26 protein-coding genes are annotated in these 25,068 nt (G+C 68.0%); 12 read left to right on the top strand and 14 right to left on the bottom strand.

Annotated elements, in window-relative coordinates; genetic code table 11:
- Positions 1-98: 98 nt before the first annotated feature.
- Positions 99-698 (top strand): phage tail protein, encoded by a 600-nt coding sequence (locus tag C5C07_RS16360; protein WP_008097214.1) that lies wholly within the window; start codon positions 99-101, stop codon positions 696-698.
- Positions 695-1,222, top strand: a complete 528-nt coding sequence (locus C5C07_RS16355) for a phage tail protein (protein ID WP_115805573.1) — start codon at positions 695-697, stop codon at positions 1,220-1,222. The genes C5C07_RS16360 and C5C07_RS16355 overlap by 4 nt, the downstream gene beginning before the upstream one ends.
- Positions 1,223-1,243: 21 nt before the next feature.
- On the opposite strand, the gene C5C07_RS16350 is transcribed toward C5C07_RS16355, so the two are convergent.
- The gene (locus C5C07_RS16350; protein ID WP_008097216.1) at positions 1,244-1,441 is read right to left on the bottom strand and encodes a hypothetical protein; all 198 of its coding nucleotides are present in this window, start codon (positions 1,439-1,441) and stop codon (positions 1,244-1,246) included.
- Between the two features lie 152 nt (positions 1,442-1,593).
- Here C5C07_RS16350 and C5C07_RS16345 point away from each other — a divergent pair, with 152 nt between their 5' ends.
- Positions 1,594-2,088, top strand: a complete 495-nt coding sequence (locus C5C07_RS16345) for a TRAM domain-containing protein (protein ID WP_115805572.1) — start codon at positions 1,594-1,596, stop codon at positions 2,086-2,088.
- Between the two features lie 95 nt (positions 2,089-2,183).
- On the top strand, positions 2,184-2,633 hold the full coding sequence (locus tag C5C07_RS16340) for a hypothetical protein (protein ID WP_008097218.1): 450 nt from the start codon (positions 2,184-2,186) through the stop codon (positions 2,631-2,633).
- A gap of 118 nt (positions 2,634-2,751) precedes the next feature.
- On the opposite strand, the gene C5C07_RS16335 is transcribed toward C5C07_RS16340, so the two are convergent.
- From C5C07_RS16335 to C5C07_RS16300, 8 genes are all read right to left on the bottom strand, one after another.
- Positions 2,752-3,780 (bottom strand): transcription initiation factor IIB family protein, encoded by a 1,029-nt coding sequence (locus tag C5C07_RS16335; RefSeq protein ID WP_008097219.1) that lies wholly within the window; start codon positions 3,778-3,780, stop codon positions 2,752-2,754.
- Positions 3,781-3,882: 102 nt separating this feature from the next.
- Positions 3,883-5,055, bottom strand: a complete 1,173-nt coding sequence (locus tag C5C07_RS16330; RefSeq protein WP_049968791.1) for an ABC transporter permease — start codon at positions 5,053-5,055, stop codon at positions 3,883-3,885.
- Positions 5,056-5,077: 22 nt separating this feature from the next.
- Positions 5,078-6,274, bottom strand: a complete 1,197-nt coding sequence (locus C5C07_RS16325; RefSeq protein ID WP_049968792.1) for an ABC transporter permease — start codon at positions 6,272-6,274, stop codon at positions 5,078-5,080.
- A gap of 49 nt (positions 6,275-6,323) precedes the next feature.
- On the bottom strand, positions 6,324-7,115 hold the full coding sequence (locus tag C5C07_RS16320) for an ABC transporter ATP-binding protein (RefSeq protein ID WP_199522753.1): 792 nt from the start codon (positions 7,113-7,115) through the stop codon (positions 6,324-6,326).
- 6 nt (positions 7,116-7,121) lie between these two features.
- On the bottom strand, positions 7,122-8,306 hold the full coding sequence (locus tag C5C07_RS16315; protein ID WP_115805571.1) for a hypothetical protein: 1,185 nt from the start codon (positions 8,304-8,306) through the stop codon (positions 7,122-7,124).
- A gap of 222 nt (positions 8,307-8,528) precedes the next feature.
- Positions 8,529-8,834 (bottom strand): translation initiation factor, encoded by a 306-nt coding sequence (locus C5C07_RS16310; protein WP_008097228.1) that lies wholly within the window; start codon positions 8,832-8,834, stop codon positions 8,529-8,531.
- Positions 8,835-8,931: 97 nt separating this feature from the next.
- On the bottom strand, positions 8,932-9,705 hold the full coding sequence (locus C5C07_RS16305; protein WP_004971611.1) for a helix-turn-helix domain-containing protein: 774 nt from the start codon (positions 9,703-9,705) through the stop codon (positions 8,932-8,934).
- A 109-nt stretch (positions 9,706-9,814) separates the two neighbouring features.
- Positions 9,815-11,392, bottom strand: coding sequence for a helix-turn-helix domain-containing protein (locus tag C5C07_RS16300; RefSeq protein WP_115805570.1), 1,578 nt, complete (start codon positions 11,390-11,392; stop codon positions 9,815-9,817).
- A gap of 443 nt (positions 11,393-11,835) precedes the next feature.
- Between C5C07_RS16300 and C5C07_RS16295 the strand changes: the two genes are divergently transcribed.
- The 3 genes from C5C07_RS16295 to C5C07_RS21785 all read left to right on the top strand — a co-directional run bounded on the left by C5C07_RS16295 (position 11,836) and on the right by C5C07_RS21785 (position 13,475).
- Positions 11,836-12,225: a hypothetical protein gene (locus tag C5C07_RS16295; protein ID WP_008097233.1), complete on the top strand. Its 390-nt coding sequence runs from the start codon at positions 11,836-11,838 to the stop codon at positions 12,223-12,225.
- Positions 12,226-12,575: 350 nt separating this feature from the next.
- Entirely contained in the window at positions 12,576-13,193 is a 618-nt protein-coding gene (locus tag C5C07_RS16290) for a class I SAM-dependent methyltransferase (RefSeq protein ID WP_004971616.1), read from the top strand.
- A gap of 120 nt (positions 13,194-13,313) precedes the next feature.
- Entirely contained in the window at positions 13,314-13,475 is a 162-nt protein-coding gene (locus C5C07_RS21785) for a hypothetical protein (protein WP_004971617.1), read from the top strand.
- A gap of 113 nt (positions 13,476-13,588) precedes the next feature.
- On the opposite strand, the gene C5C07_RS16285 is transcribed toward C5C07_RS21785, so the two are convergent.
- Positions 13,589-14,590 (bottom strand): PQQ-binding-like beta-propeller repeat protein, encoded by a 1,002-nt coding sequence (locus C5C07_RS16285; RefSeq protein WP_115805569.1) that lies wholly within the window; start codon positions 14,588-14,590, stop codon positions 13,589-13,591.
- A gap of 250 nt (positions 14,591-14,840) precedes the next feature.
- Complete coding sequence (locus C5C07_RS16280; RefSeq protein ID WP_115805568.1) at positions 14,841-15,629, bottom strand: winged helix-turn-helix domain-containing protein; 789 nt, start codon at positions 15,627-15,629, stop codon at positions 14,841-14,843.
- Positions 15,630-15,825: 196 nt separating this feature from the next.
- On the opposite strand from C5C07_RS16280, the gene C5C07_RS16275 reads away from it, so the two are divergent.
- Positions 15,826-16,800, top strand: a complete 975-nt coding sequence (locus C5C07_RS16275) for a DMT family transporter (RefSeq protein WP_008097238.1) — start codon at positions 15,826-15,828, stop codon at positions 16,798-16,800.
- A 259-nt stretch (positions 16,801-17,059) separates the two neighbouring features.
- Here the strand turns inward: C5C07_RS16275 and C5C07_RS16270 are convergent, their stop codons facing one another.
- Genes C5C07_RS16270 through C5C07_RS16260 form a run of 3 tightly spaced genes read right to left on the bottom strand, consistent with a single transcriptional unit; the run spans position 17,060 to position 19,585 of the window.
- Positions 17,060-17,458 (bottom strand): hypothetical protein, encoded by a 399-nt coding sequence (locus C5C07_RS16270; protein WP_115805567.1) that lies wholly within the window; start codon positions 17,456-17,458, stop codon positions 17,060-17,062.
- Complete coding sequence (locus C5C07_RS16265) at positions 17,455-17,820, bottom strand: phosphatidate cytidylyltransferase (RefSeq protein ID WP_199522752.1); 366 nt, start codon at positions 17,818-17,820, stop codon at positions 17,455-17,457. Before C5C07_RS16265 ends, C5C07_RS16270 begins: the two co-directional genes overlap by 4 nt.
- 58 nt (positions 17,821-17,878) lie before the next feature.
- Complete coding sequence (locus tag C5C07_RS16260; RefSeq protein WP_115805566.1) at positions 17,879-19,585, bottom strand: histidine kinase N-terminal 7TM domain-containing protein; 1,707 nt, start codon at positions 19,583-19,585, stop codon at positions 17,879-17,881.
- Positions 19,586-19,785: 200 nt separating this feature from the next.
- Between C5C07_RS16260 and C5C07_RS16255 the strand changes: the two genes are divergently transcribed.
- From C5C07_RS16255 to C5C07_RS16240, 4 genes are all read left to right on the top strand, one after another.
- Positions 19,786-21,771, top strand: coding sequence for a helix-turn-helix domain-containing protein (locus C5C07_RS16255; protein WP_115805565.1), 1,986 nt, complete (start codon positions 19,786-19,788; stop codon positions 21,769-21,771).
- Positions 21,772-21,973: 202 nt separating this feature from the next.
- Positions 21,974-22,597: a TasA family protein gene (locus C5C07_RS16250; RefSeq protein ID WP_115805710.1), complete on the top strand. Its 624-nt coding sequence runs from the start codon at positions 21,974-21,976 to the stop codon at positions 22,595-22,597.
- A gap of 104 nt (positions 22,598-22,701) precedes the next feature.
- Entirely contained in the window at positions 22,702-24,222 is a 1,521-nt protein-coding gene (locus tag C5C07_RS16245; protein ID WP_115805564.1) for a TasA family protein, read from the top strand.
- A 3-nt stretch (positions 24,223-24,225) separates the two neighbouring features.
- Positions 24,226-25,062, top strand: a complete 837-nt coding sequence (locus C5C07_RS16240; protein ID WP_008097249.1) for a signal peptidase I — start codon at positions 24,226-24,228, stop codon at positions 25,060-25,062.
- The last annotated feature ends 6 nt before the right edge of the window (positions 25,063-25,068 follow it).

The following is a 25,068-nucleotide window of genomic DNA, read 5'->3' as shown; positions in this document are numbered from 1 at the left end:
CCGCGGCGAGTCACGATTGCCATGTTTTCACGTGACAATACTTCGCGGACCGCTGTGCCCCGGATGCCGGTGCTCGTCCTCATCGGAGGCCCCTAACGATGGTTGCCCGAACCGACCCGTACCGACAACTTCGGTTCGTGCTCGAAATCGAGGGACTCGTGACCGCCGGGTTCAGCCGCTGTGACCTCCCGTCTGCGACCTCGGCGGTCGTCGAGTACCGCGAAGGGGCAGACCAGCCGACGCCGCGGAAGCTTCCCGGACTGAACGAGTACGGGCCGCTCGTGCTCGAAGTCGGCGTGACCGACCGGTCGCTCGAACTGTCCGAGTGGCGGACGCTCGTCGAGCAGGGCAAGATGACCGAAGCCCGGCGCGACGCCGCGGTCGTGTTGCTGGACGCGACGGGCAACCCCGCCGCTCGCTGGGTCTTCCGCGAGGCGTGGCCTTCGCGGTACGACGCGCCCCGATTGGACGCGATGACCTCCGAAGTCGCCGTCGAACGCCTCGTCGTCGTCCACGAGGGATTCGCTCGCGTCGCGGTCGAAACCGGTGACGACGAGGACGACACCGAGAGCGACGGCGGCTCGACCCCGTCGCTCCCGGACCTCGACTTCCCGGTCGGCGAGGGACTGCCGCAGGGAATCGACGAACCGCGACTGAAGACGAGCCGCGCCGGCGACGAGGAGCCCGACGAGACGTGACCGCGGCTGAGTCGACTCCCTACGGTGCACACCGCTTTCGGGTTCGGTGCGACGCGCTCCCGAAACTGGGGTTCTCCGAGGTTCGCGGGCTCTCGGTGGCGGTCGAGTCCACGAACGGAGACGTGGCGCGGTCCGACTCGCCGCCGCCCGAGACCGACCGCCGCGACCGCCACGACCGCCGCGCGCGGAAGCGACCGGGTCCGCGACCGCGGCCTCCCTCGCCGTCGCGCCGAGCGACCAGTTCGCCGCCGCTCGAACTCCGCCGAGGCGTCACCAACGACCGGTCGCTGTGGGCGTGGTTCCGGTCGTGGGTCGACGGCGAGACGACCCCGCAGGACGTTCGCATCTGCCTGCTCGACGCGACCGGCGAACCGGTCCGCGGGTGGGTCTGCCGGGCGGCGACGCCGGTCAGGTGGACCGGGCCGCACCTCGTCGCCGACGCGGCCGCGGTGGCGACGGAGTCGCTCGAACTGAGCCACGAAGGAATCGACTCGCTCTCCGACCTCGACGAGTGCGCCGACTGAACTGGTGGTTGGCGCGCCGGCCTACCGGGCGGAGTCGCTCAACTGTCCTTTGGGGCCGCTGTCTTCCGGTTCCAGCACCGCCTCGTATTTACCGCGGTAGTACAGCCACCCGAAGACGAGCAGCGTCAGGGGAAAGAACACGAGGGCGACGAGCGCGGCCGGCGGGAACAGGACGAACAGCGCGAACGTCTGCCACGAAACGAGCGTGTCGCGTGCCATACTCGAAATTCAAACCACGTTGTCATGTGTCTTCGGGCGCGCCCGAGGTCCGTCACAAGTCGGGTCTCGGTGGGTTCCACTGGTCTCTGTCGCCCGAGACGAGTGTGGTATTTTCACCACCTTTTATTTGGTTTGACGCGAAGTAGGGGGAAGTGACTGATATCTCAGATTCTCTTCGGCTCCTTTTCGAGACTTCGGTCGAGCGAGACGGCGACCGTTACGTGGTGTCGATTCCGAGCGAACTCGTCGAAAGCGGGTCGATTTCGACGGAGGAACTGTACCGCGTCGCGCTGTTGACGAGTCCGGGCACCGCGTCGACGACCGAGGCTTCGGCCGAACCGACGGCAGCGAAGACGACCGACGGCCGCGGCATCAGTTCGGACGGCGAGCGGGAACCGGAGGCCTCGGCGTCGGATTCCCGCGAGGCGCGTTCACAGCCGCGAAAACCGCCCGTCGCGGAGGGCGACGTCCGAGCCGTCATCATCGACACGCTCGGCGACCAGGGCGACGGCATCGCGAAGGTCGAACGCGGCTTCGTCATCATCGTCCCCGGCACGGAGCCCGGCGACCGCGTCGAGGTCGAAATCACCGACGTGAAACAGACCGTCGCGTTCGCGGAACCGGTCGACGGCGCGGGCGCCAACTGACCCGTCGAGACCGACCGCGGCTTTCGCCCCGCGGTGTTGGCATATTCCAACCGGGGCCCCATTAGGTTCCGAGCCGTAGCCGTCGGTACCACCGCATGTCCGAACGAACGCTCCGTCACGCCTCTTCTCCACGCGACGACACACGAACCGAGTCCCCCCGAGCCGACCGCCCGGCGTTCGAATCGAGCGTCGACGTCGACGCCGCCGCCGACGCTGACGGCGGCCCAGGCGCGCGGGCGCAGTCGACGCCCGCGAACCAATGGCGCCCGACCGTCCGACAGGGCATCGCGCTGTGGGCGCTTATCGCGGTCGGCTGGGCGGTCGTTCCCGCCGACCATCCGCTACAGATTGCCGTCGCCGTCAGCGGCGTGTACGCCTCGCTTCTCCTGCCGACGGCGCTCTACTTCGACTTCCGGGAGCGACGCCCCGAATCGAGCCTCCGGCGGGCAGTCCGCGGGACTGCGAGCGCGTTCGCCGCCCGCGCCCGCGGCGCTCTGCCGGGACGCGGCGGTGCGACTCGCTCGTCGTGCACGTGCAATCGCTGACGGGTCCGAGAACGTTACTGCGTCCTCGCGGCCGAGCCCGAACGGTTTGAACGCCCGGCTGAAAACGAAACGGACCGAATCGAAGAGAAAAGCGGCTTTTAGCGCCCGAAATCCCGCGTTACGCGGTCGAACCCACGGTCATCTCGCCCGACTTCTGGGTCGCTTCGAGGAGTTCGCGGTAGCGGTTCCTGATTGTCACTTCGCTGATGTCGGTCACCTCGCTCACCTCGGACTGCGTCAGTTCCTCGTCGGCGAGCAGCCCGCCGGCGTAGATGGCCGCCGCCGCGAGGCCGACGGGGCTCTTGCCGCTGTGGATACCCTGTCGCTTCGCGTTGTCGAGGAGCGACCGAGCGCGGCGCTCCACGTCGTCCGTCACGTCGAGTTCGGAGACGAACCGCGGGAGGTACTGCGCCGGGTCGGCCGGCTTCATGTCCAAGCCCAGCTCGCGGGAGACGTAGCGGTACGTCCGGGTGAGTTCCATCTTGTCGACGCGGGAGACGCGTCGGACCTCGTCGAGCGAGCGCGGGACGCCGGCCTGTCGGGCCGCGGCGTAGATGGCGGCCGTGGCGACGCCTTCGATGGAGCGGCCGGGGAGCAGGTCGTCGTCGAGGGCGCGGCGGTAGATGACCGAGGCGGTCTCGCGGACGGTGTCCGGAAGCCCGAGCGCCGAGCCCATCCGCTCGACCTCGCCGAGCGCCTGCTTGAGGTTGCGCTCCTTGGAGTCGCGGGTGCGGAACCGCTCGTTCCACGTGCGGAGCCGCTGCATCTTCTGACGCTGTCCCGACGACAGGGAGTTGCCGTAGGCGTCTTTGTTCTGCCAGCCGATGTTGGTCGACAGCCCCTTGTCGTGCATCATGTTCGTTGTCGGCGACCCGACGCGGGACTTCTGATCGCGCTCCGCGGCGTCGAACGCGCGCCACTCGGGGCCGCGGTCGATTTCGTCCTCGCGGAGGATTTCGCCCGTCTCGGGGTCGACCCACTCGCCGTGTTGCTCGTCGTAGACGAGGTCGGTCCGGTCTGCGACCGCCGCCTCGGACGACTCGGCCTCGTCTTCGTCGCGCTCGTCGCCGGACCGTCGGGCCTCTGGCTCCGCCGTCGGTGCCGACTCGTCCCGCATCGAACGCCAGTCGACGTGTTTCGTATCCATTGAGTATCGGTTTATTCTCTATCGAGGGTAATGGGCCCTCGGTTGGAATATGCCAAATACCTTCGATTCGAGGGGTGACGGCCGGAGAGCGATTCCGACCACTCAGCCTCGGAGCGCGTCGATAGGCCGCTCGTTCGCCGCCCGCCACGCGGGGTACGCGCCGGCGAGCAGGCTGGTCAGGATACCGAACCCGACCGCCCCGGCCAAGTACAGGAGCGCCGACTGCGTGAAGGCGAAGGGGTCGCCGAGGAACAGCGCGTTCGCCACCATCGCCACGACAACGGCGATAGCGAGCCCCATCGCCGATCCGAGCGCGCCCAGGAGCACCGCCTCGACGAGGAGAATCCGGACGATATCGCCTTTCCCGTAGCCGACCGCCCGCAGGACGCCGATCTCCTCGCGGCGCTTGATGACGGCCATCAGCATCGTGTTCGCAATCGAGACGCCGGCGACGAGAAGCGAGATGGAGCCGAGGCCCGCGAGGAACGCGTTGATTCCGTTCACGAGCGTCTTGAGCAGGCGGACGAGCGAGGTGAGTTCGAACACCAACAGCCTGTCTTTCCGGTCGTTGAAGCGGTCTCGGAGCGCCTCGGCGACGGCTTCGGCCCTGTCAGTCGACTCTGTCATCACCTGCACGCGACTGTACTGTCGGTCCCCAGTCTCCTCGATGGGGAGGTACAGCCGACTCCCGCCGAACGACTGGGTCTCGGCCAGCACGGCGACGACGCGGTAGGTGTGTTCGGTCTCGATCGTCCCGGTGGCCGTCTCCGTCTCGGAGACGAACGTGAGGCGCTCACCGAGTTCGACGCCACGGTCGGCCGCGAACTCGTGGGAGACGACGACGCTCTGCCGCCAGTTCAGGGGAATCTCTCCCCGCGCTATCTCGTGTGTCTTCCGGGGGTCGTCGACGTAAGTGACAGTCACCCCCTCGCGGGTGCCGTCGTCCGTTATCAGCTCCATATTCCCGGTCTGCGTCGCCACGACCGCGGCCGCCCCGACCGTCTCGTCTATCGCTTTGACGTCCTCTCTGTCGAAGTGCGACGCCTCCATGTCGGCCCCCGGCGAGACGTAGACGTTCGTCGCGCCCTGGGCTTGGATGCTCTGCAGTTGGCTCTGCTTGAACGCCGCGCCGCCCGCGCCGATTGCGCCGATTGCGACGACGCCGATGAGTATCGAGGCCGCCGCGAGTATCGACCGGACCTTCGCCCGCGAGATGTTCCGCCGGGCGATGACGAGCCGCGGGAACCGCCCGGCGATTCGGTGGCGCAGGCTCATCGTCTCTCGCCCCTCGTTCGCGTCATTCTAACGCCTCCACGGGCCGCTTGTTCGCGGACTTCCACGCGGGGTACACGCCGGCGAACAGCGACGTGAGAACGCCGAACAGCGCCCCGAGACCGACGTATCGAAGCCCCGCGGCCGTGAACGCCAGCGGGTCGCCGACGAGGAACTGGTTGAGCCCCATTCCGATGCCGAGCGCGAGCGGGACGCCGATTGCGGCACCGACGAGCCCGAGGATGGTCGCCTCGGCGAGAAGCAGGCTCACGACCGCCCGCTTGGGATAGCCGACCGCCCGCATGACGCCGATTTCGCGCTCGCGCTCTATCGCCGTCATCAACATCGTGTTCGCGATGGTGACCGCGGCGACGAGGAGCGAAATCGAGCCGACGCCGATGAGGAACTGGTTTATCATCTCGAACGTCTGACTGAAGCGCTCCCGCTGTTCTTGGACCCCCGAGACGGCGATGGTTCGCCTTCGGGTGTTGAACTCCGTTTCGAGGCTCTCGGCCGCCTCGTCTATCGACCCCGTCTGCGGGTCGACCCTGACGATGACCGAGCCGTACTTCGAATCGGAGTCTTCGAGCTGGCTGAGGCGGTCGAACGGGAGGAACACCGAGCGGTCGGCCTGTAGCTGGTCGGCGAACCCCTGCGGTTCGAGCACCGCAGCGACGCGGAACGTCCGCTCGAAGCTCCCGTTTATCGTCACCGTCAGCTGGTCGCCCGTCTCCACGTCGTTGTTGTCGGCGAACCGGGAGCCGACGACGACCTGCTGTCGCCAGCTATCGGGTATCGACCCCGATTGCGCCTCGTAGAACGTCCCGAGGGCCGCCAGTCCCTTCACCTGCGCCGAGGGGGAGGTCTCTCCCGACGACGTGCGGACGACGGTGTCCCAGCGCTCGATGACGGGGTGTACCGTCGCGCCCGAGGTCACCTGTCGCATTCGACTGACGTCCTTGTCCGAGATGCCGCCGACGATGTCCCCGTCGTCGTTCTGGTAGTAGACGGGGCTGACGGTGGCGGTCCCGCCGAACCCCTCGTACGCCTCCATCTGGTCCTGTTTGAACGCCTCGCCGCCCGCGCCGATGGTCCCGATGGCGACGACGCCGATGACGATGGCGACGACGGCCAGCGTGGTCCGCGCGGTGGCGCGCGACAGGTTTCGGCGGGCCAACACGACCGTCGGGAACCGGGCGGTCACCCGGCGGAGCCAACTCACGGGGACGCACCTCGAACAAGAACGGCGCGCGGCCGCCGCTTCGAGACGCTCACGCTCCGTGCCCCCCGTCAGCAGCCGTCTCGCCCGTGTCCTCGATGGCGCCGTCGACGAGGTTCACCACGCGGTCGGCCTCCTCGGCGACGTAGGCGTCGTGGGTGACCGTGACGATGGCCACGTCCTCCTCGGCTCGGAGTTCGTCGAACAGGGCGAGGATTTCGTCGCCGGTATCGCGGTCGAGGTTCCCGGTCGGCTCGTCGGCCAACAGGAGCGCGGGGTCGTTGATGAGCGACCGCGCGATGGCGACGCGCTGTTTCTGTCCCCCCGACAGCTCGTCGGGGTAGTGGTCGAGCCGGTCGCCGAGGCCGACCCGCTGAAGCAGTGTTTTCGCTCGCTCGCGCGTCTTCACCGGTGTCTTGTCGAGCATCCGCGGCATCTCGACGTTCTCCAGCGCCGTCAGCGTCGGAATCAGGTAGAAACTCTGGAACACGAAGCCGATTGCGCGCTTCCGCTTTCGGGTTCGGTCCGCGTCGGAGAACGTCGACACGTCCTGTCCCCGAAGACTGACCGCGCCGTCGGTCGGCACGTCGAGTAGGCCCAGCAGGTTGAGGAGCGTGGACTTCCCGCTCCCCGAGGGGCCGACGATGGCGACGAAGTCGGACGGCGCGATGCCGAAATCGATGCCTTTCAGCGCCCGGACGGTCTGGGTCCCCGTCTGGTACTCCTTCGTGACGTCTTCGCCGCGGAGTATCAGGTCGCCGCCGCCCGCGGCGTCACCCGGTCGGTCCCCGCGGGCGGTCTCCGTCGGCTTCGCCCCCTCGGAGTCGGAGGTTTCCCATGTCATCTGTCGTCAGCTCCGCCAGCGATAGACGACCGCACCCACGAGGAGGACCGCGGCGGCACCGCCGACCGGGAGGAGCGGGAGCCCGCCCGCCCCCGAGTCCGGCACGGGGCGACGCATCGTCTGACGGTCGACGCTGACCGACGTGGTGACCGACTTCTCGACGCCGCCGACGCTGTACCGAACCTCGACGGGAACCGAAGAGACGTTGCCCTGTGCGGCGGTTCGGAGGGTGAACGACGAGAAGTCGCTCCCGTCGATGCTCCCGATGAAGTAGTTGCTTCGCTCGACGCTCGACGAGTCCGCGACGGAGACGACGACTCCCTCGACGGCGTCGGAGCCGACGTTCCCGGCGGTCGCCGAGATTTCGAGCGCGCTCCCGGCCTGCGTCGCCTGCACGTCGGTCAGGATGACCTGTCCGGGGTTCGTCGGAGAGCTAAACGCGGGGCGGTACGTGCGGGTGAGTTCGTGTTTCTCGCCGCGGTTCGAGTACTGGAGCGTCACGTTCACCGGGTACGACCCGGCCTCGTCGACCCGCGCGGGGAAGGTGAACGTCGTGGCGTTGCCCGCCTCCAGCCGCGGCTTCACGCGCTCGGTGACGCTGAAGTTCACCTCCGACGAGGAGGAGACGACCCGCAGTTGTCGAATGTCCTCGGTGAGTCCGTTCGAGACGGTGACGTTCACGGACCGAGTGGCACCGGGCACGGCCTCCTCGGTCGAGAGCTCTATCTGCGGGCGGGAGACCTCCTTCACGTCGACGGTCACCGGGTACCGAACCCGGACGTGCGAGCCGTCGTTCTGTCTGCCGACCAGTACGACGCGGAGGTTTTTCGACCCGGGCTCGTCGAACGAGACGGCGACCGGGATGGTGATGCTCGACCCGATGGTTATCGTTCCCACGTCTTCGATGCGCGCGATGTCGGTGGGGCTTCCCTGTCGGCGGACGTAGACGTCGGTGACGTCGACGACGCTCGGGCTGTTCTCGCCGTTCCGAATCGTCACTTCGAGGTCGGTCTGTTCGCCGGGCGTCGGCTCCGCCGGCGCGACTGTCACGTCGGAGATTCCGATGTGCGCCTCGGCCGCTTTCGCCGGCCCCGTCGCCAGCGGAACGGCGACCGTCGAGAGCACGATGACCGCGACGAAGAGCCACGAGAGAACCGAGCCGACGCCGTCGTTCGGTTCCCGCGGACTCATCCGTTTCTCCTCACGTGATAATGTTGTCTTGCTGCCATCATTGGCTAGTCGAACTAGCCAGCTCCACATAAGTTCCTTGGTTTACATGTCTGTTGCCGAACCAGTCTTCCTGCTGGGTTCGCACTCGGTCGCTTCCCGGGAAAAACGCGGTCGGGGTGGCGTGGGGCGAGGTGCAGTAAGGTCAGGTAAGATGGTGGCGACTTCGACGGGCGGCGCCCGGAATCAGGTCTCGACGCCGAAGCCTTCGTTGCGGAGCGCGGCTTCGAGGCGCTCGCCGTGTTCGCCCTGTAGCTCGATGCGCCCGTCGTCGGTCACGGTCCCGCCGACCGCGAGCCGTCGCTTCAGGGTCGACGCGAGGGCGTCCAGTTCGTCGGTCGGGAGGTCGAGGCCGTCGACCACCGTCACGGGCTTACCGTACCGTCGGGTGTCGACGCGAATCGACGCGCGCTGGTCCGCCCGCGCGAGGTCGTCGCCGATTCCGAGGTCGTCCGGCAGGCCGGTGATGTCGCTGAAAGTGTCCTTTCCCACGTATTCGGGTACGCGTCCGCGGCGTATCAGGGTGTGGTTGGAATATTCCAACTCTCCTGTGGGCGTGTCCCGCGGGACGTTCGACCCGAGTCGTCGGTCACGCGCTCGCTTCGAGCTTTTCCGGGTCGACGCGCTCTTCGACCTCGGTGCCGAGCGTGCCGGTGACGAACTGCCGGGCCAGCCACGCCTCGGCGCGTGTCAGACGGTACTGGAGCGTCGAGTTCGGGATGTCGAGTTCCTCGGAAATCTCTTGGACGGTGTGCTGGCGCGGCGTCTCGTAGTAGCCGAACTCGACGGCGGCTTCGAGCGCCGCCTGCTGTTCCGGCGGGAGGCCGTCGGCGGAGACGCCCTCTTCGAGCCAGCATTCGGGTTCGCTGATGCGCTGGACGCTCAGCGAGAGGCCGTCGCTGAGGCTGTCTTTGACCTCCTCGTAAATCTCGCTCACCGTGTCGTCGTCGGAGATGAGCAGTCGCCACTGGTTTTGGGCCCCTCGGCGCTCGGCCTGCATCAGGAGACCGTCGCCGATGTGCTTCGCGGCGACGTGCGGAATCGACTGAATCCCGTCGCCCTCCTCGCGGCAGGAGTAGACGATGCGCCCGTTGGGCGTCTCCGAGAGCACCTCGTAGTCCCACTCGACGACCGGCGCGCCGCACATCCCGAGGACGCCGTTGCACCGGGTGGCCTGTTCGATAACCTCGTCGAACGCTTCGAGCGCCTCCGTCGGCCCGGTGAGGCGGTCGAGTCGCCACATCGACTCGCTCGTGGCGTGTATCGCCATGGTCTTGGAGTGTAAGTCCGGGTTCTCGATGAAGAGGTCCATCACCTCGTCGGCACCCCGCTCGTACTCGACGGTGAAGACGAATTCGCGCATGGATTCGAGGTAGTCGCCGAAGACCTATAGCCTTGGTTGGTATGTTCCAACTTCGGCTCGCCGCCCGGGACCACGGGCTCGGGGCCCGAACTTCGGTCGCTCGCCCCGCTCAGGACTCGTCGAACGGCGACCGGGCGTGTTCGGGCACGTTCTCGGGGCGGGCGATGAGGTTCTCTCGGCCGAGGTTTATCTTGGCGACGCTGCCCTCGTCGGCCATCCGCGAGAGGACGCGGCTCACTTTCGACTTCGACCAGCCCGTTCCCTCGACGACCTTCGACTGCCGGAGTTGACCGCCGTTGTCGTCGAGGAGTTTGAGAATGCGCGTCTCGTCGTCGAGGAGTTCCTCCGGGCCGGGATAGGCGTCGGCGGTCGGCTCCGGGCGAACCGGGCCGTCGCTCCCGCCCGTTTGGACTGTGTCCGCCGCCGCCCCGTCGCGCCGGCCGGCGGTGCGGTCGGTCGCGCGAGAGCGAACGTCCGACAGCAGCGCCCGCACCTCGCTTCCGCGGACTCGCGCGCCGACGGCGACCAGGACGACCGCGACGGCCGCGACCGCGAGGACGAGTAGCCAGCCGTCGCCACCGAGCCCCAGCGACCCGACGACCGACCCCGGCGCGGCGTTCGGGTCCGACCCCGCTTCGACCTCCGCGCCGTCTCCGCGCCCGTCGCCGTCGGTGTCGCCGCGGTTCGGGTCGGTCCCGAGGACGTTGACCTCGCGGCCGTCGTCGAGACCGTCGCCGTCGGTGTCGGCGGCGGTCGGGTTCGTCTCGTATCGGTTGACTTCGGGGCCGTCTTCGAGGCCGTCGCCGTCGGTGTCGGCGGCGGTCGGGTCCGTCTCGTGGACGTTGACCTCGGGGCCGTCTTCGAGGCCGTCGCCGTCTGTGTCGGCCTCGGTCGGATTCGTCTCGTAATCGTTGACTTCCGCGCCGTCGTCGAGGCCGTCGCCGTCGGTGTCGGCGGTCGTCGGGTCCGTGCCGTGGGTCGTCACTTCCGCGCCGTCGTCGAGACCGTCGCTGTCGGTGTCGGTTTCGGTCGGGTTGCTCCCCTGCTCGTTGACCTCGACGCCGTCGCTGAGTTCGTCGCCGTCGGTGTCCGTGTTCGTCGGGTCGGTCTCGTAGCGGTTCACCTCCTCGCCGTCGGGCACGCCGTCGGTATCGGTGTCGGCGACGAGCACGTCCGTACCGCGGTCGAGTTCGTCCCGGTTGCCGAGGCCGTCGCCGTCGGCGTCCCCGGCCGGCGCGAGCACCGTGACGCCGTGGCTCGCCTGCGCGACCGGCTCGCCGCCCCCGCCGGGTCTGACGACGGCGGTCAGAGTTCGGTCGCCGGTCGCGTTCACCGGCCACGTCGTGAAGGCGAACTCGACGCGCCGCTCGTCGCTCGCGTTCGCCCCCGCGCTCCCGAGCGGTTCGCACGCCAACAGCATCGTCGAGCCGTCGTCGAGGTCGGTCTGTAGGCAGACCTCGTAGTCGTCGCTGTCGGATGCGACGGCCACCGAAACCGTCGACGGCTGCCACGAGGCGACGTACGTCCGGCCGTTCTCGGTCGCGACGACGCCCGCGCCGGCGTGGTCGACCGCACCCACCTCGACGCCGTCCGCCGCGACGACGGCGACCGGTGAGAGGCCTGCCGCGACGACGAGCAACGTCACGACGAGCGCCCACCCGACCCGCGAGACGCGTTTGACTGGCATGTGTTCGCTCCTTATCTGTCGACTCTGCTAGTGTATAATGTTTTGTTTATCTGTTCATTGGGTATTTTTGCAACTCTTTTGAAAGTCAATTTGCCAAGAATGTTTCCAAATCGTGAATTATGTGCCGGTCGTCGCGGTGCGGACGCGGCGTCGGTCTCGGCCGTCGTCGCTGAGATTCACGGGCGCGTCTCTCGCCTCTCGACGGGCCTCGGTCGCCGCTTGTCGCCGCTCGCGCTCGCCCCCTGTCGTCTCTCGCCCGGTCGCCCCTCTGACGTGAGGTAACCGACGTACAGAACCGCTTTCGTCGGCGCTCGCCGCGCCGGAAAACGTTCCGTTAATCCGACTGAAACGGTCGAAACGGTCAGGCGAAACGGTTGCTCGGGAGAGAACGGTCGGGACGACTCTTCCCCATTATCATCCGCCGAGCGATACTGCTGACTGCGATGCGCGAAACCCTCACTCGACGGCAGTTCGGTGCCGGAGTCGCCGCGGCGACCGTCGCCCTCGCCGGCTGTACGGACACGGGCGGGAGCGGCGGCCCGGTGAACGGGACGAACGGCACGGACGCCGAACCCGCGGTCGGCGGCACCGAGACGACCGCAGAGACTGGTGGTGTCGAAGCGACAACCGAAGACGAGACCACGACGGAAGAAACGACGATGGAAACCACCGAGACGACGACGATGGAGACGACCGACTCGTCGCTCGACAACTCGACGACGGCGAACGAGACGGCCGAAAACGAGACCACGGCGAACGAGACATCGACGAACGAGACGACCGAAAACGAAACGACGACCGAAAACGAAACGACGACCGACGACTCGGCGTGACGGCCGCGGTCGACCCGATGACCCGCTGACGCCCGCGCCGCGACCGAGGCACGGCACGCTCGACTGGTACACCCGACTGCTCGTGCCCGCACCGGCGCTCACCCTCTCCAGCCCTCCACGGCACACTCGGACCCGGTCCCCCCGCGGGACATCCGAATCCCCCTGACGCACCCCTCCAAATTCGGTCCCCCTGACGCAGCCCTTCGCCCGTGCCCTCCAGCACGCCTTCACCGCGCCCTCCAGCGCACCCACCCCAGTCGGAGTCACCCGATTTTCGGAACTTCCCCCGCACGTCGTACCGGCGGCGCGCACTCCGCGGAACATTTATCCGCCCGTTCGCTACTCGGGGTATGGACGCAGACGACAACCACCGCGGGTGGGCCGAGCGCTCCGGCGACTTCTCGCCGGAGTACTACGCCCAAATCGGCCCGAACGAGGTCAGCGAGACGCTCGCGACCGTGTTCGAGCACTACGCGGCGGAAGACGCGTCGGTTCTCGAACTCGGCTGTAGTTCCGGTCGCCACCTCGCACACCTGCGCGACCGCGGCTACGAGGACCTCACCGGCATCGACATCAACGACGACTCCTTCGAGGTGATGGCCGAGTACTTCCCCGAACTCGTCGACACCGGCACGTTCCTCACCGGCGCAATCGAGGACCTGCTTCCCGACTTCCCCGACGACAAATTCGACGTTATCTACTCCGTCGAGACGCTCCAGCACGTCCACCCCGACGACACGTGGGTGTTCGAGGAAATCGCCCGCGTCTCGTCGGACCTCGTGATAACCGCCGAGAACGAGGGTAACGGACCGACCCGCGGACGCTCCGGCTCAGAGGTGAGCTACGTCAACGACGACTTCCCGCTGTATCACCGCAACTGGAAGGACGAGTTCTCCGACCTCGGCCTCGCGCAACTCCTCTGCGAACCGGGCAAGCGCGACACGGTTCGCGTCTTTCGGGTTCTCTAACACTGGTCGCCGTCGGTCCCGTCTCAGCGGCCGATACCGCGCCATCGACAGGCCTCCTCTCGCTCGCTTGTCGCACTCACAAATTGTTTCAACCAAGCCGGCGAACTGAGCGTGCTGACCATGTACACGATGTCCAGCGACGACTTCAGCGTTCACCTGCGCGACTGCGACGAGGCCGGCTCCGGGATTCCCATCACCAGCCTCCCGGACGAAGTCACCTCTCTGGACGACCTGCCGTGTTCCTGCTGGGACGAGTTCGACTCGTTCGACGAACTCGAGTGACGGCCGGGGCGCGAGGGCATCGTTCGGTCGTGGTTTCGGACGCCGACGCACCGCGCGCTCGGCGGGGCTCGTTTCGACGGGTGTTTGACGGCGACAGCGTTGCCTTCCGTGACTTACTGGCTCGGCGAGAGCGCCCAGAGCGTCCCCTCGCCCGTCTGTGCAAACGCCTGCGTCCCGGCCGCGCCGAGGAGATAGCCGTCCGTCGAGAGCGTCGTCTCGAACGGGTGGAAAAACGACGCGCCGCGAGACCACCGAATCCGGCCCGCGCGGGTCCCGACGACGAACGCCTCGTCGGTCGAGGCGGTTCGCTCGACCGGGCTGTCGAAGCGGACTTCGTACCGCTCCGAGCCGTCCCGAACCGCGAGTTCGTACAGCGTCCCGAAGGTGTCCGACGGCGGTTCGTCCGTCCCCTCAGCGACCAGAACCGTCGAGCCCCGCTCGTGGACGCCGACCACCTGCGCGCCGGCCCCGAACGAGGTGCGCCACCGGAGCGACCCGTCGGCCGCGTCGAGCATGGCGATGTCGCCGCCGCCACCGGCGTAGACGCTATCGCCGGCCGGAATCGGCCCCACGTCGGCCCAGTCCCAGCGGTCCGGTCGCCACGCCCACCGGAGGCTCCCGTCCTCGGGCGACATGGCGAAGACGCCCCCGTCGTCGCCGTAGTAGACCGCTCGCTCGTCGGCGAACAGTTGGTCCTGCGGGGCGACGGCGATGGTAAACCCGACGCCATCGACCGCCGATTGTTCCCAGCGGACCGCGCCATCGTCGGTCGCAAGCGCCGCGAGCGTCCCGTTCGCCGCGTACAGCGTGTCGCCCGCGGCGGCCATCGCCGAGGCGATGTTCCCGACGGTCTGAGACCACCGATGGCTCCCGCTTTTGGCGTCGAACGCACGGACTCGCCCGCGCCCCGCTCCGAGTTTCTCGCCCGCGTACACCGACCCGCCAGCGGCGAGGAGCCCCGTCGGGCGGCCGAAGTCGTGGTCCCACAGGCGCTCGCCGCTCTCTCGGTCGAACGCGACGACCCGCCCCTCGTCGATGTCGCCGTCCCGATGGCCGATGACGGCGACGACCCCCTCAGTGACCGACGGTGGGGAGAGGACGCTCGGTTCGGGCACGGACGCGGACCAGTCCGTCCCGTCGGGCGACCGGAACTGTCGGAGCGACGAACAGCCGGCGAGTCCACTTGCGAGGGCGGTGCCAGCGGCGGCGAGAAACGCGCGACGCGACGAGGAGCCGGAATCGGAGGAAACACGAGATGGAGGTGACGAAGGCGAGGGCATACGTCGGCTTCTCGCAGGTCGCCGATAGGTATTGTGGGTCGGTGGGTGGGGCGACGACGCGGTGGCTCCCCAGCGAGCGTCGCTTTTAGAGTCGGTCGAGGTCGAGCGGCTCCGCCGCCTCCCAGTACCGCTCGAACAGTTCGTCGGCCCACGCGAGCACTTCAGGTTCGGTCACGTCGATAGAGGCTTGGAGGATGCCGTTATCATCGCGGAGGAACAGGTGGACGGTCGCGTCGGCGATGGTCGCCGCCATCGGAATCGGCTCGTCGGTGATGCGGACGGCGGCCGCGTCGGCGTCGAGGAGGTCGCGGAGCTGTTCGCGCAGTTGGGAGTCGTGGGCGAGCGCGTCGATGGCGTCCGCCGAGAAGACGCCCTCGAACCGCTGGTCGCCGGCGGCGGTCCGCTCTCTGACGATGTCGAGGTTCTGCTCGTTGAACGCGTAGGAGAAGATGCGCACGTCTTCGGCCTCGCTCAGGAGGGACACGGCGCGCTTGACGGGGGCGTTCGGCCGGACCTGACTCGGCGTGGTAATCGTGGCCTCGGTGAGGTGTTCGAGGTCGAACGTGATGGCGTCGGTCGGGAGCCACTCGACGACCGGCCGGAGTTTGGCGTCGGTGTCGAGGATGTCGACGAGGTCGTCGAACCCCCGCGAGACGAGTTCACCGGTCACCGTCGCCCGGTACGCGCCGTCCTCGCGGACGAGCCACGACCGGTCTTCGAAGTCGCTGAGAATCCGACCCATTGTCGGCTGCGACGCCCCGGTCCGCTCGACCAACTCGCGCCGGGAGTGCGGCCGCTCGGCGAGGTATCTGAGCGCGTCGACGCGGTTCTGCGAGAGCGCGAGAAACGCTATTTCGTCTAATGCCGACTCCATGCGGCGGGGTTGTGCGCGCTCGGATATACTTCTTTCGCGGCGCGAAATAATTTCACAGAATGAATCATCCTCGTCCGCCGCGGACTTTTCTTGCTATGAATTGATTTCTGAATCAAACTATACGTGGGGGAGTTGTATGACTCTCTAAGATGCGTTCACTTCACTCTGCGTTCGGTCTCTCGGTCGGTGGTGTCGAATGGTGACGGCGACGCGCCGGCGGTTCGTCCTGTTCGCGTTGACGGCGTTCTTCTTCGGCGGGACGTTCGTCGCCGCGAAGGCGGGCCTCGACTACCTCCCGCCGCTCCTGTTCGTCGCCCTCCGATTCGACATCGCGGCGGTATTGCTCGTCGGCTACGTCGTCGCGACCCGGCCGCGCGCCGAACTGCTCCCGCGGTCCGTCCGCGACGTGGTCGGCATCCTCGCCACCGGCGTGTTCGTCATCGGCCTCGCCAACGCTCTCCTGTTCGTGGGACAAGAGCACGTCTCCAGCGGCGTCGGGTCGATTATCTTCAGCCTCAACCCGATTCTGACGCCCGTGTTCGCCATGGCGCTTCTCGCCGACGAGCGACTCTCCACGCGGGGCGCGCTCGGGATGCTCATCGGCCTCCTCGGCGTCGGCCTCGTCGTCGGCGTCGACCCCGCGAACCTGCTCGGCGGCGAGGCGCTCTGGAAGGGCGTCGTCTTCCTCGGCGCGGTCAGCGGAGCGCTCGGGACCGTGCTCATCCGCTGGGCCGACACGTCGCTTTCGAGCACCGTCCGCACGGCGTGGGCGCTCCCCGTCAGCGCGGCGCTCACCCACGGCATGAGCGTCGCCTCCGGCGAGTCGTTCGCCGCGGCCACGTGGTCGCCGACGGCCCTCCTCGCGCTCGCCTACGTCGGCGTCTTCGCCGGCGCGGTGGCCTACCTCACCTACTTCGGCTTCCTCGACGACGTGGGTCCGATTCGCGGCAACCTCGTCTTCTACGCCGTGCCCATCGTCGCGACGCTCGGGGGGACGGTGCTCCTCGGCGAGTCGATTTCGACGCTCACCGTCGTCGGCTTCGCGACCATCTTCACCGGCTTCGCCGTCCTCGCGACGGAATCGCTCCTCGGCGAGGTCGCGCGCGTCTACGGGAAAATCGAGTCTCGCGTGGTCAGTCTCGCCGGGCACGGGGCTCCGGGACGCGACTGAGTCGCGGACGGGTCACTCGCGGAAGTAGAACTGAGAGGGGGTAGAGATGTAGGGGCGGACCCATCGAGCGGCGGTCCGAGGGGGCAGGGTCGGAGTACCGTTGGCACGGGATGGGCCGCCTGTCTGTGCTGTTATGTCACCGGTCCGCCGACCAGACAGCGTCGAACGGACACGTGAGAATTGCCTGCCACCTAAGTAGTCTTTCTGGCCCGGTTCTCAAAAACGGCCGACTGCGTCGGTTTTCGCTCGTCCGTCCGTGTTATCGATACGAGAGCGCGACCGCTCCGAGCGCGGAAATCAGACAGAAGTTCCCGACGCCGATGAGGAACAGTTCGTTCGAGCCAGACGTGTCGACGACGACGAACGCCGCAAACGCCGCGATAGCGAGGACGAACAGGACACCCCCGAGATAGCGGTCGTACCGCGGGTCGTAGTCGATTTCGGCCAGACGCAGGAGCGGTCCCGGCTCGGGCGACTCGTCGCTCCGAGCGTCGCGGACTTTCCCGCGAAGGTGCAGAAGCACCATGCCGGTCGCGCTGGTCCAGACGGCCCCGCCCGCGAGGTCGACCTGCGGGTCGTCGAAGGCGACGACGAGTCCCACGACGAGCGACGCGACGGCTATCGTCCCCGACACGGTCGTCTCGCTCAGCCTCGTCATTCGAAATCGAGCCGAAGATAGCTCGCTCCGTGTCGGTAGTTGTACGCCTCGACGACGACGCCGACCGCCGAGAGGATGGCGAGGACGCCCCACAGGAGATTCGACAGCGCGCCACTGGCGTACCCGCCGGCGAACAGCAGCGTCGTGTACACTGCGGAGGCGAGGGGGAACGCGGGATGCTCGCGGAAGGCATCGATTGCGCCCGTGGCCATGTAGACGAGGGTGAGCAGTCCCATGGCCGCGAGCGCCGGACTGACCGACTCGTCGGTGAGAGACAATAGACCGACGAGCACGACGGCGACGACCGCAAAAACGGCCAGTCGCCACCGGCTGACGTCGGTGTGGAGAACGGCGGAGGGCATCCCGTTCATATATTTCTGCTGACCTTTTGAGTGTTGGGACTGTGCAGTCGTCCCGCTCTCAGGCCCTCCGCAGGCGGACGACGAAAACCGCGCCGCGGGGGTCGTTGTCCTCGACCCACACGTCGCCGCCGTAGCCGCTCACGATGGTGTCGACGAGGTAGAGCCCGAGACCGGTTCCGGGGCTTTCGAGGCCCTTCTCGCCGCGGCCGAACACCTCCTCTTTTCGGTCGTCGGGGATGCCCGGTCCGTTGTCGGCGATTCGGACGAGCGCCTCGTCGTCCCGGACCTCGACCGACACGTCGATTTCGGCCGGATCGGCGTCGTTGTGCCGCACCGCGTTCGTGAGGAGGTTGCGGAAGACGGTCCCCAGCATGTCGTCGGCGACGACGGTCACGTCCGGCGGCTCGCCGGGGAGCGAGACCGCGGCCTCGGACGTTCCGTCGCGAACTGCGCTCGCCTCGGCCCACAGCGGCCCGGCGAGCGTCGTCGGCCGGTTCGTCTCCTCGTCGTCGAGCATCGTGGCCATGAGGTTCCGGACGTTCTCGGTGAGTTCGGTGGCGTGCTCGCCGCTCCTGATTATCGCGTCGAGGCGCTCGCGAACCACCTCGTCGTCGACCGACTCCTCGACCAACTGGGCGTTGCCGAGGATGACGGCCATGTCGTTGCGGATGTCGTGGCGGATTATCTGGTTGAGCAGGGTGAGCTTCTCGTTCTGGGAGAGAATCGTCTGCTTTTGGCGGTGTAACTCGGTCACGTCGCGGAGGACGATGACCCATCCGATGGTCTGGTCGCCCCGCTCGAGCCGCTGGGACCGGGCGCTGAGGTACACCGTCTCGCCGTCCGCTCGCGTGGTCCTGACGCTGTCGTTGCTCTCGGTCGTCAGGTCGAGGTCCGGCGAGACCCCCGTGAGCGGGTCGCCGACGGCCGCGCCGAAGCGCTCCAAGAGCGCCGCGCCGCGGTCGTTGACGTGGACGATTCGCTCGTCGGCGTCGAGGACGAACACCCCGTCGGGCGACTCCTCCATCGCGGTCGTGTAGGCGATGGGCGGCAGGTCGAGAAACCGGTAGCGGAAGAGCGCGACGCCGATAGCGGCCGACGTGACGGCCGCCGAAGTTGGCACGAGGTTCACGCCGTCGCTACTGAACGGGGGGATTCCGAACGTGGTGCAGGCCACGAAAACGAACGGGGCGGCGAGGCCGACGCTCACCAGCACCGCCTGCGGGATGTACGGCCGTCCGAGCCGAACCGCCTCGTAGAGGATGAGCGCGACGGCCAGCACGGAGAGCACCGCGTTGTAGAGCAACTGCAACACCACGTGGCCGAGGCCGACGTCGACCCGCATGACGACGACGCCGTTCGTCTCGACGAGGCGCGTCCCCTCGATGGCGAGGTCGTGGGGATTCGCGAACAGGAGCGCCAGAAAGACCACCGGAACGGCCATGAGCGCCGCGACCACTCCGGGCGTGACTCGGCGAATCCGGTCGGTGTGAAGGAGCGTAAAGAGGAGCGCGAGCGCGCCGAGCGGCGCGACGCCGAAGTAGAGGAACCGGTAGAAAAGCAGCTTCAGCGACGGGTCGGTCTGCAGGAGTTTGAGTGCCGAAAACCCGGTCCAGAGGACGAGCCCGACGTTCACGGCGAAGAACGCGCCGAGGTCGGACGACCGCCCGTGGAGCCGCATGTGCCGAAGGCTGTAGACACCTAGCAGCGCCGAGGTAATCATCGCAAAGAGGGTCGGCAGCGCGAAGACGGTGTATTGCCACCCCATCTCTCACCGCCCCCAACCGCCGCTCGCGTCCATCGGTGCGTGTTCTGTTCCCGCTCTGGTATTTAGAAGTACTTGTTCGGAAGCCGATTCCGCCTCGATATCGGCGTAAACCGTCCTAGGGTTCCCAGTTCCCCGATTCCCTCGGGTTCGTCACCCGAACAGTTTATCTCAGTCGCTGTGCCACGGACGGCCGAACCGCCGTGACCGAGACGACAGACGAGACGAGCGCGGACCCCGTCGCGGTCCTCCTCGTCGACGACAACCGCGACTGGCTGACGCTCGTGGTACAGCGACTCCACGAGGAGGCCCCCGACTTCGACGTTCGGGCGGCCAACAGCGTCGACGGGGCGCTCGACCGCCTCACCGACGACGTGGAGTGCGTCGTCAGCGACTACTACATGCCCGGACGAACGGGTATCGAACTGCTGGCGGCGGTCCGCGAAGACCGACCGGACCTCCCGTTTCTCCTCTTTACCGGCGCCGGAAACGAGGGGCTCGCCAGCAGCGCGCTGTCGGCCGGCGCGGACGACTACATCGTCAAGACGAGCGTCGACGACAGCGCCGCAGCGCTCGCCACGCGTGTCCGAACCGCGGTCGACAAGCACCGGACGGAGCGCGCGCTCGCGGAGAGCGAAGCGCGCTACCGGACGCTCGTCGAGAGCGTCCGCGACGCCATCTTCGTCGCTCGCGACGGCGGCGTCGTCCTCGTCAACGATGCGGCGACGACGCTCACCGGCTACGACCGCGCGGCGCTCCTCGCCGACGACATCGTCGAGACGGTTGTCCACCCGGACGACCGGGTCCGCGTCCGCGACGCGCTCGACCTGTCGGCCCCGCAGTCGCTCGACATCCGCATCCGCACCCGCGACGGCGAGACTCGCCACTGCATCCTCGACGTGGACCACGTCGTCGACGACGGCCTGCCCGGCAGTATCGGCGTCCTCCGCGACATCACGGCGCAGGTCCACCACCAGCGCCGACTCGAACGCGAGCGCGACACGAAGGAGGCGATTCGCGAGATTCTCGTCCGACAGTCCTCGCGGGTGGAGGTCGCGGAGGCGTTCTGCCGGTACATCGGGAGCGACCCCGACACCACCGTGGCGTGGGTTGGCGAGCGGACCGCGGGCGGCGGACTCGACCCGCTCGCGGTCGAAGGCGACGGGTCGTACCTCCGGGCCGCCGGCGTGCTCGACGCCGACGCGGCCGCGCGGCGCGACTCGACCGAACCGAGCCTGACCGCCTTCCGCGAGGGGGGAACAACCGTTCGCACAGTCGGTGCAGAAGCGTCACACCCCGGGAGCCCCGACGCTGATTCCGACCGGCGCTGGGTCGAGGCCGCGTCCGCGGCCGGAATCGAAACTGCGGTCGCAGTCTCGCTCCGATACGGCGGCGTCGACTACGGCGTCCTCGGCGTCTACCGCCGCGGTGCCGACGACGACCGCGAGCGCCGGCGGTTCGAAGAACTGGCGGAGACGCTCGGGTACGCCCTCAGCACCGCCGAGAGCCGGGAGGCGCTCGTGGCCGACGAGGTCGTCCGCGTCCGACTCAGCGTCCGCGACGGCGGTGCGGGGGTTCTGGCGGTCGGCGACGCCCTCGGTCGGGACGCGGAACTCGTCGTCCACACGGTGTTGCCCCGCGGCGACAGCGAGCGCTACTTCGTGACGGTTCGCGGGGCGACCGAGGCCGCGGTGACCGACGCGTTGGCGAGTCTCGACGGCGTGACGCCCGGGGGCGTGGTGGCCGAGGACGAAGTTGTCAGGGCGCAGTTCGACACGGCCGCGCCCTCTTTCGGGACGGCCATCGCCGACGCGGGCGGCGTCCTCCAGCGCGTCGTCGTGGCCGCTGGCGAGGCGATGGTCGTCGTCGACCTCCCCCGGCGGCGACCGGCCGGCCCGTTCGTCGAGGCGCTCGCAGCCGGGTTCGACAGCGTCGTCATGACCGCGCGGAACCACCGCTCCGTCGAGTCCGATATCGGGGCCAGCGTGTTGGCCGGACTCACAGACCGACAGCGCGAGTCGCTCGAAGTCGCGTACCGAACGGGCTACTTCGAGCGTCCGAAGCGCCGCAGCGCCGCCGAGGTCGCCGAGGCCATCGGCGTCTCGCGGTCGACGTTCACCCAACACCTCAGGGCGGCCCAGCGGAAGGTCTTCGCCGAGCTGTTCGACGGCGAGCCCGGCGACGTGTAATCCAGTCGAGCCGACACGCCCGGTCGGTCCTCGTCTCATCTCTCCCCTGACGAAGGCTATCACGTCACCCGGTTTTTGCCGGATACCGCATAGTGGTGGTATCGGATTATTGCCGTCTAATCGAGTAGCTATCTCTGAAGGTCACCCCACCCAGAACGTCACGGAAGGGAGTGGGTGTATGGTGGGCCGCACGGAGAAACCGATGCCAGAGAAAGTATTCAAACTCACACGACGCCGCGCCCTCGGGGGACTCCTCACGATCGGTGCGGGAAGCGCCGCAGCCGGGGTGGGCACGTTCGCCCTCTTCAACGACACCGAATCGAGCACCGAGAACACGCTCCAGGCGGGGACGCTGAGCCTCGCCGACGGAGCCAGTTCCGCGAGCTTCAGCGCCACGGGCCTCGCGCCCGGCGACGAGACCGACACCTTCGAAGTGGACCTCGAAAACGACGGGACGCTCGACGGGAGCCTCGACATCGACCTCGCGCTGACCGAAAACGACAGCGACGCCACGGCCGGCGACGACGGCGACGCGGACGCCTCGGTGGCGGACCTCGCGGGCGTCCTCGACGTGACGACGTTCGAAGTCGGGAGCCTCGACGTGCTCGCCGACCGCTTCGGTGGGTCGGCCACCCTCGCGGACGTGGTCGCCAACAACGCCGGCGAGGACGACGACTCCAACGTCCGAGACATCGCGCTCGCGTCCGGCGAGACCAAGACGTTCTCCTTCGCGCTGGAGATGCAGGAGAGCGCCGGCAACGAGTTCCAGGCCGACGGCCTCGACGTCGAGTTCGACTTCGAGCTGAACCAGCGGGACAGCCAGTAACCACACTCGCGTTCGCGGGCGACGCAGACGACGCACCCGGTCGCAGTCGACCGAGTTCACCTCTTTCGTCCCGACCCGCCGGACGCACTCACCGACGCCACTCGATGCCGAAACAGACACCAACGCTGACGCTCACTCGACGCCGATTCCTCGGCGGCCTCTTCACGATTAGCGCCGGGAGCGCCGCCGCGGGCGTTGGCACGTACTCGGCGTTTTCCGACACCGAGCGCGCCGACGCGTCGTTCGGCGTCGGCACGCTCGACCTGACGGTCGACGGCGACGACGAGCGACTCACGTTCCTCGAAGAGTCCGGCCTCGCGCCCGGCGACAGCGGCACCGCGTCGGTGACGCTCCGCAACCGCGGGTCGCTCCCGGGTTTTCTCGACATCGACGTACTCGGTGTCACCGACGACGAGAACGGCCAGTCGGAGCCCCCGTCGCAGAACGACCCCCGCGTCGGGGACGGCGAACTCGCGCAGGCGCTCGAAGTCCGCGCGTGGCTCGAAGCCCCGGACGGGTCGAAGACGTTCCTCTGCGGCAGTTCCGACTACGCGACCCTCGACTCGATGTTCGTCGCAGACGAGACGTTCGACCTCGACTACGAACTCGCCCCCGGCGAGTCCGTCGAGTTCGTCATCGCGTGGCGGCTCCCGTCGAGCGCCGGCAACGAGGTCGCCTCGGACGTCGCGGGCGTCGACCTCCGGTTCGCGCTCGACCAGCGGGCCAACGACGACGGCGACGCCACTTGCGAGGTCGACGACGACGGTGACGACGATGACGACAATGGCGACGGTGACGACGATTCGGCGTCCGGTTCCGGCGACGCCCGCGCCGCGATGGGCGGGTGGGACTGGGCGACGCTCGCTCGCTACGGCGACCCCGAAGACGGCTCCGCCCCCGGTAACTCGGAGCCGGAGAACTACGAAGTCGCGGTGCTGAAGCGCTCCGGACGCTCCGAGACCCGCGTCCACAAGCAGAACGACCACTGGCAGCACGCGTGGTCCTCGGGACGGACCGAGTCGTTCCGGGTCGACTTCGACGGCAGCAAGGTGACGATGACCATCGGCGGCACCGAGTACCCGGACAAGAACGGGCGGAAGGCGCAGGGCGTCGGCGCGGACGACGTGGTCGCGCTCGGCGTCACGGTCTCCGCCTCGGCCGCCGGGTCGTCGGTCACGGTCTCGGACCTCGAACTCTCCGCGGACGGGGAGACGAGCGCCCTCGCCGACGTCTCGGTCGACGCGACCGGCACGAGCCACGTCCGCATCGACCGCGAGATTGACGGGTCGTTCTCGCTCACGGGGACGCTCCGGTTCTCGTGGGATGCTGACGAAGATATCGACCCCGACGACCTCGTGGTTCGGGTCGACGTCAAGACGGGCGACGATGACGGCGACGACAGTCATCACGACGACAGAGATGGCGACGATGACGACCACGGCCACGACGGTGACGGTGGCTCGGACAGCGATGACGACGACGGTGAAGACGACGACGGTGAAGACGAGGACGGCAACGAGAACGACGACGAGGACGGCAACGAGAACGACGACGACGATGACGACGGAGACAGTGATGACGATGAAGCGGATGATGACGACGACGATGACGACGGAGACGACTGACCGATGCACTGGTCCCGTCTCGCCGCGGCGGCTCGCGTCCTTGGCGGCGTCGTCCTCCTCGTCGCCGTCGCCCTCGTCGTCGTGCTCGCTGCCCCGCAGGTATTCGGTGCCGAGGCCAGTTACACCGTCCTCTCGGGGAGCATGTCGCCGACGTTCGACGCCGGCGACGTGGTGGTCGTCCGCGACGTTCCGCCCACGGACATCTCGGAGGGAGATATCATCACCTACCGGGAAGCCGGCAGCGCCATCACCGACGAGCGGACCGACCGCGTGACCCACCGGGTCGTCGCGGTAGACCGAAGCGGCGACAGTCCGGTGTTCCGGACGAAGGGCGACGCCAACGAGGACGTCGACTCGGACCCCGTCGCGGCCGACCGCGTGGTCGGGAGCGTCTGGTTCCACGTGCCGTACCTCGGACTCGCCTCCCAGTTTGCCCAGTCGAAACTCGGCTTGGTCCTGTTCGTCATCCTCCCCGGCGCGCTCCTCGTCGTGACCGAACTCTACTCGCTGTACACTGACGCGCTCGTCGAGGTCGACGGCGACGAGGAGGACGGCCCCGGGGGGAGCGCCGAAAGCGCTGGAAGCGACGGCCGGCCCAACGGCGGAGCCGGTATCGACGCCGGTTACGTCAGCGCCTCGGACGGCGGCGTCACGCTCTACCCGGAGCGGACGGGGGTCCGCCTTTCGGACCCCGTCGCAGTCGTCGAATCGCCTCCCTCGTCTTCCGCCTCCGACACCTCCGCTTCGACCGACGATATCGAGTGGGTGACCGACCCTGCCGACCGCGATGCGGCGGCGACGGCGGCCGACGAGACGCCCGCATCCGAGGACGGGCGGTGATTCCCT

Origin of the sequence: Haloferax sp. Atlit-4N (assembly GCF_003383025.1) — an archaeon.
GTDB lineage: Archaea > Halobacteriota > Halobacteria > Halobacteriales > Haloferacaceae > Haloferax > Haloferax gibbonsii.
This window is presented reverse-complemented; position numbering and strand designations above follow the sequence as displayed.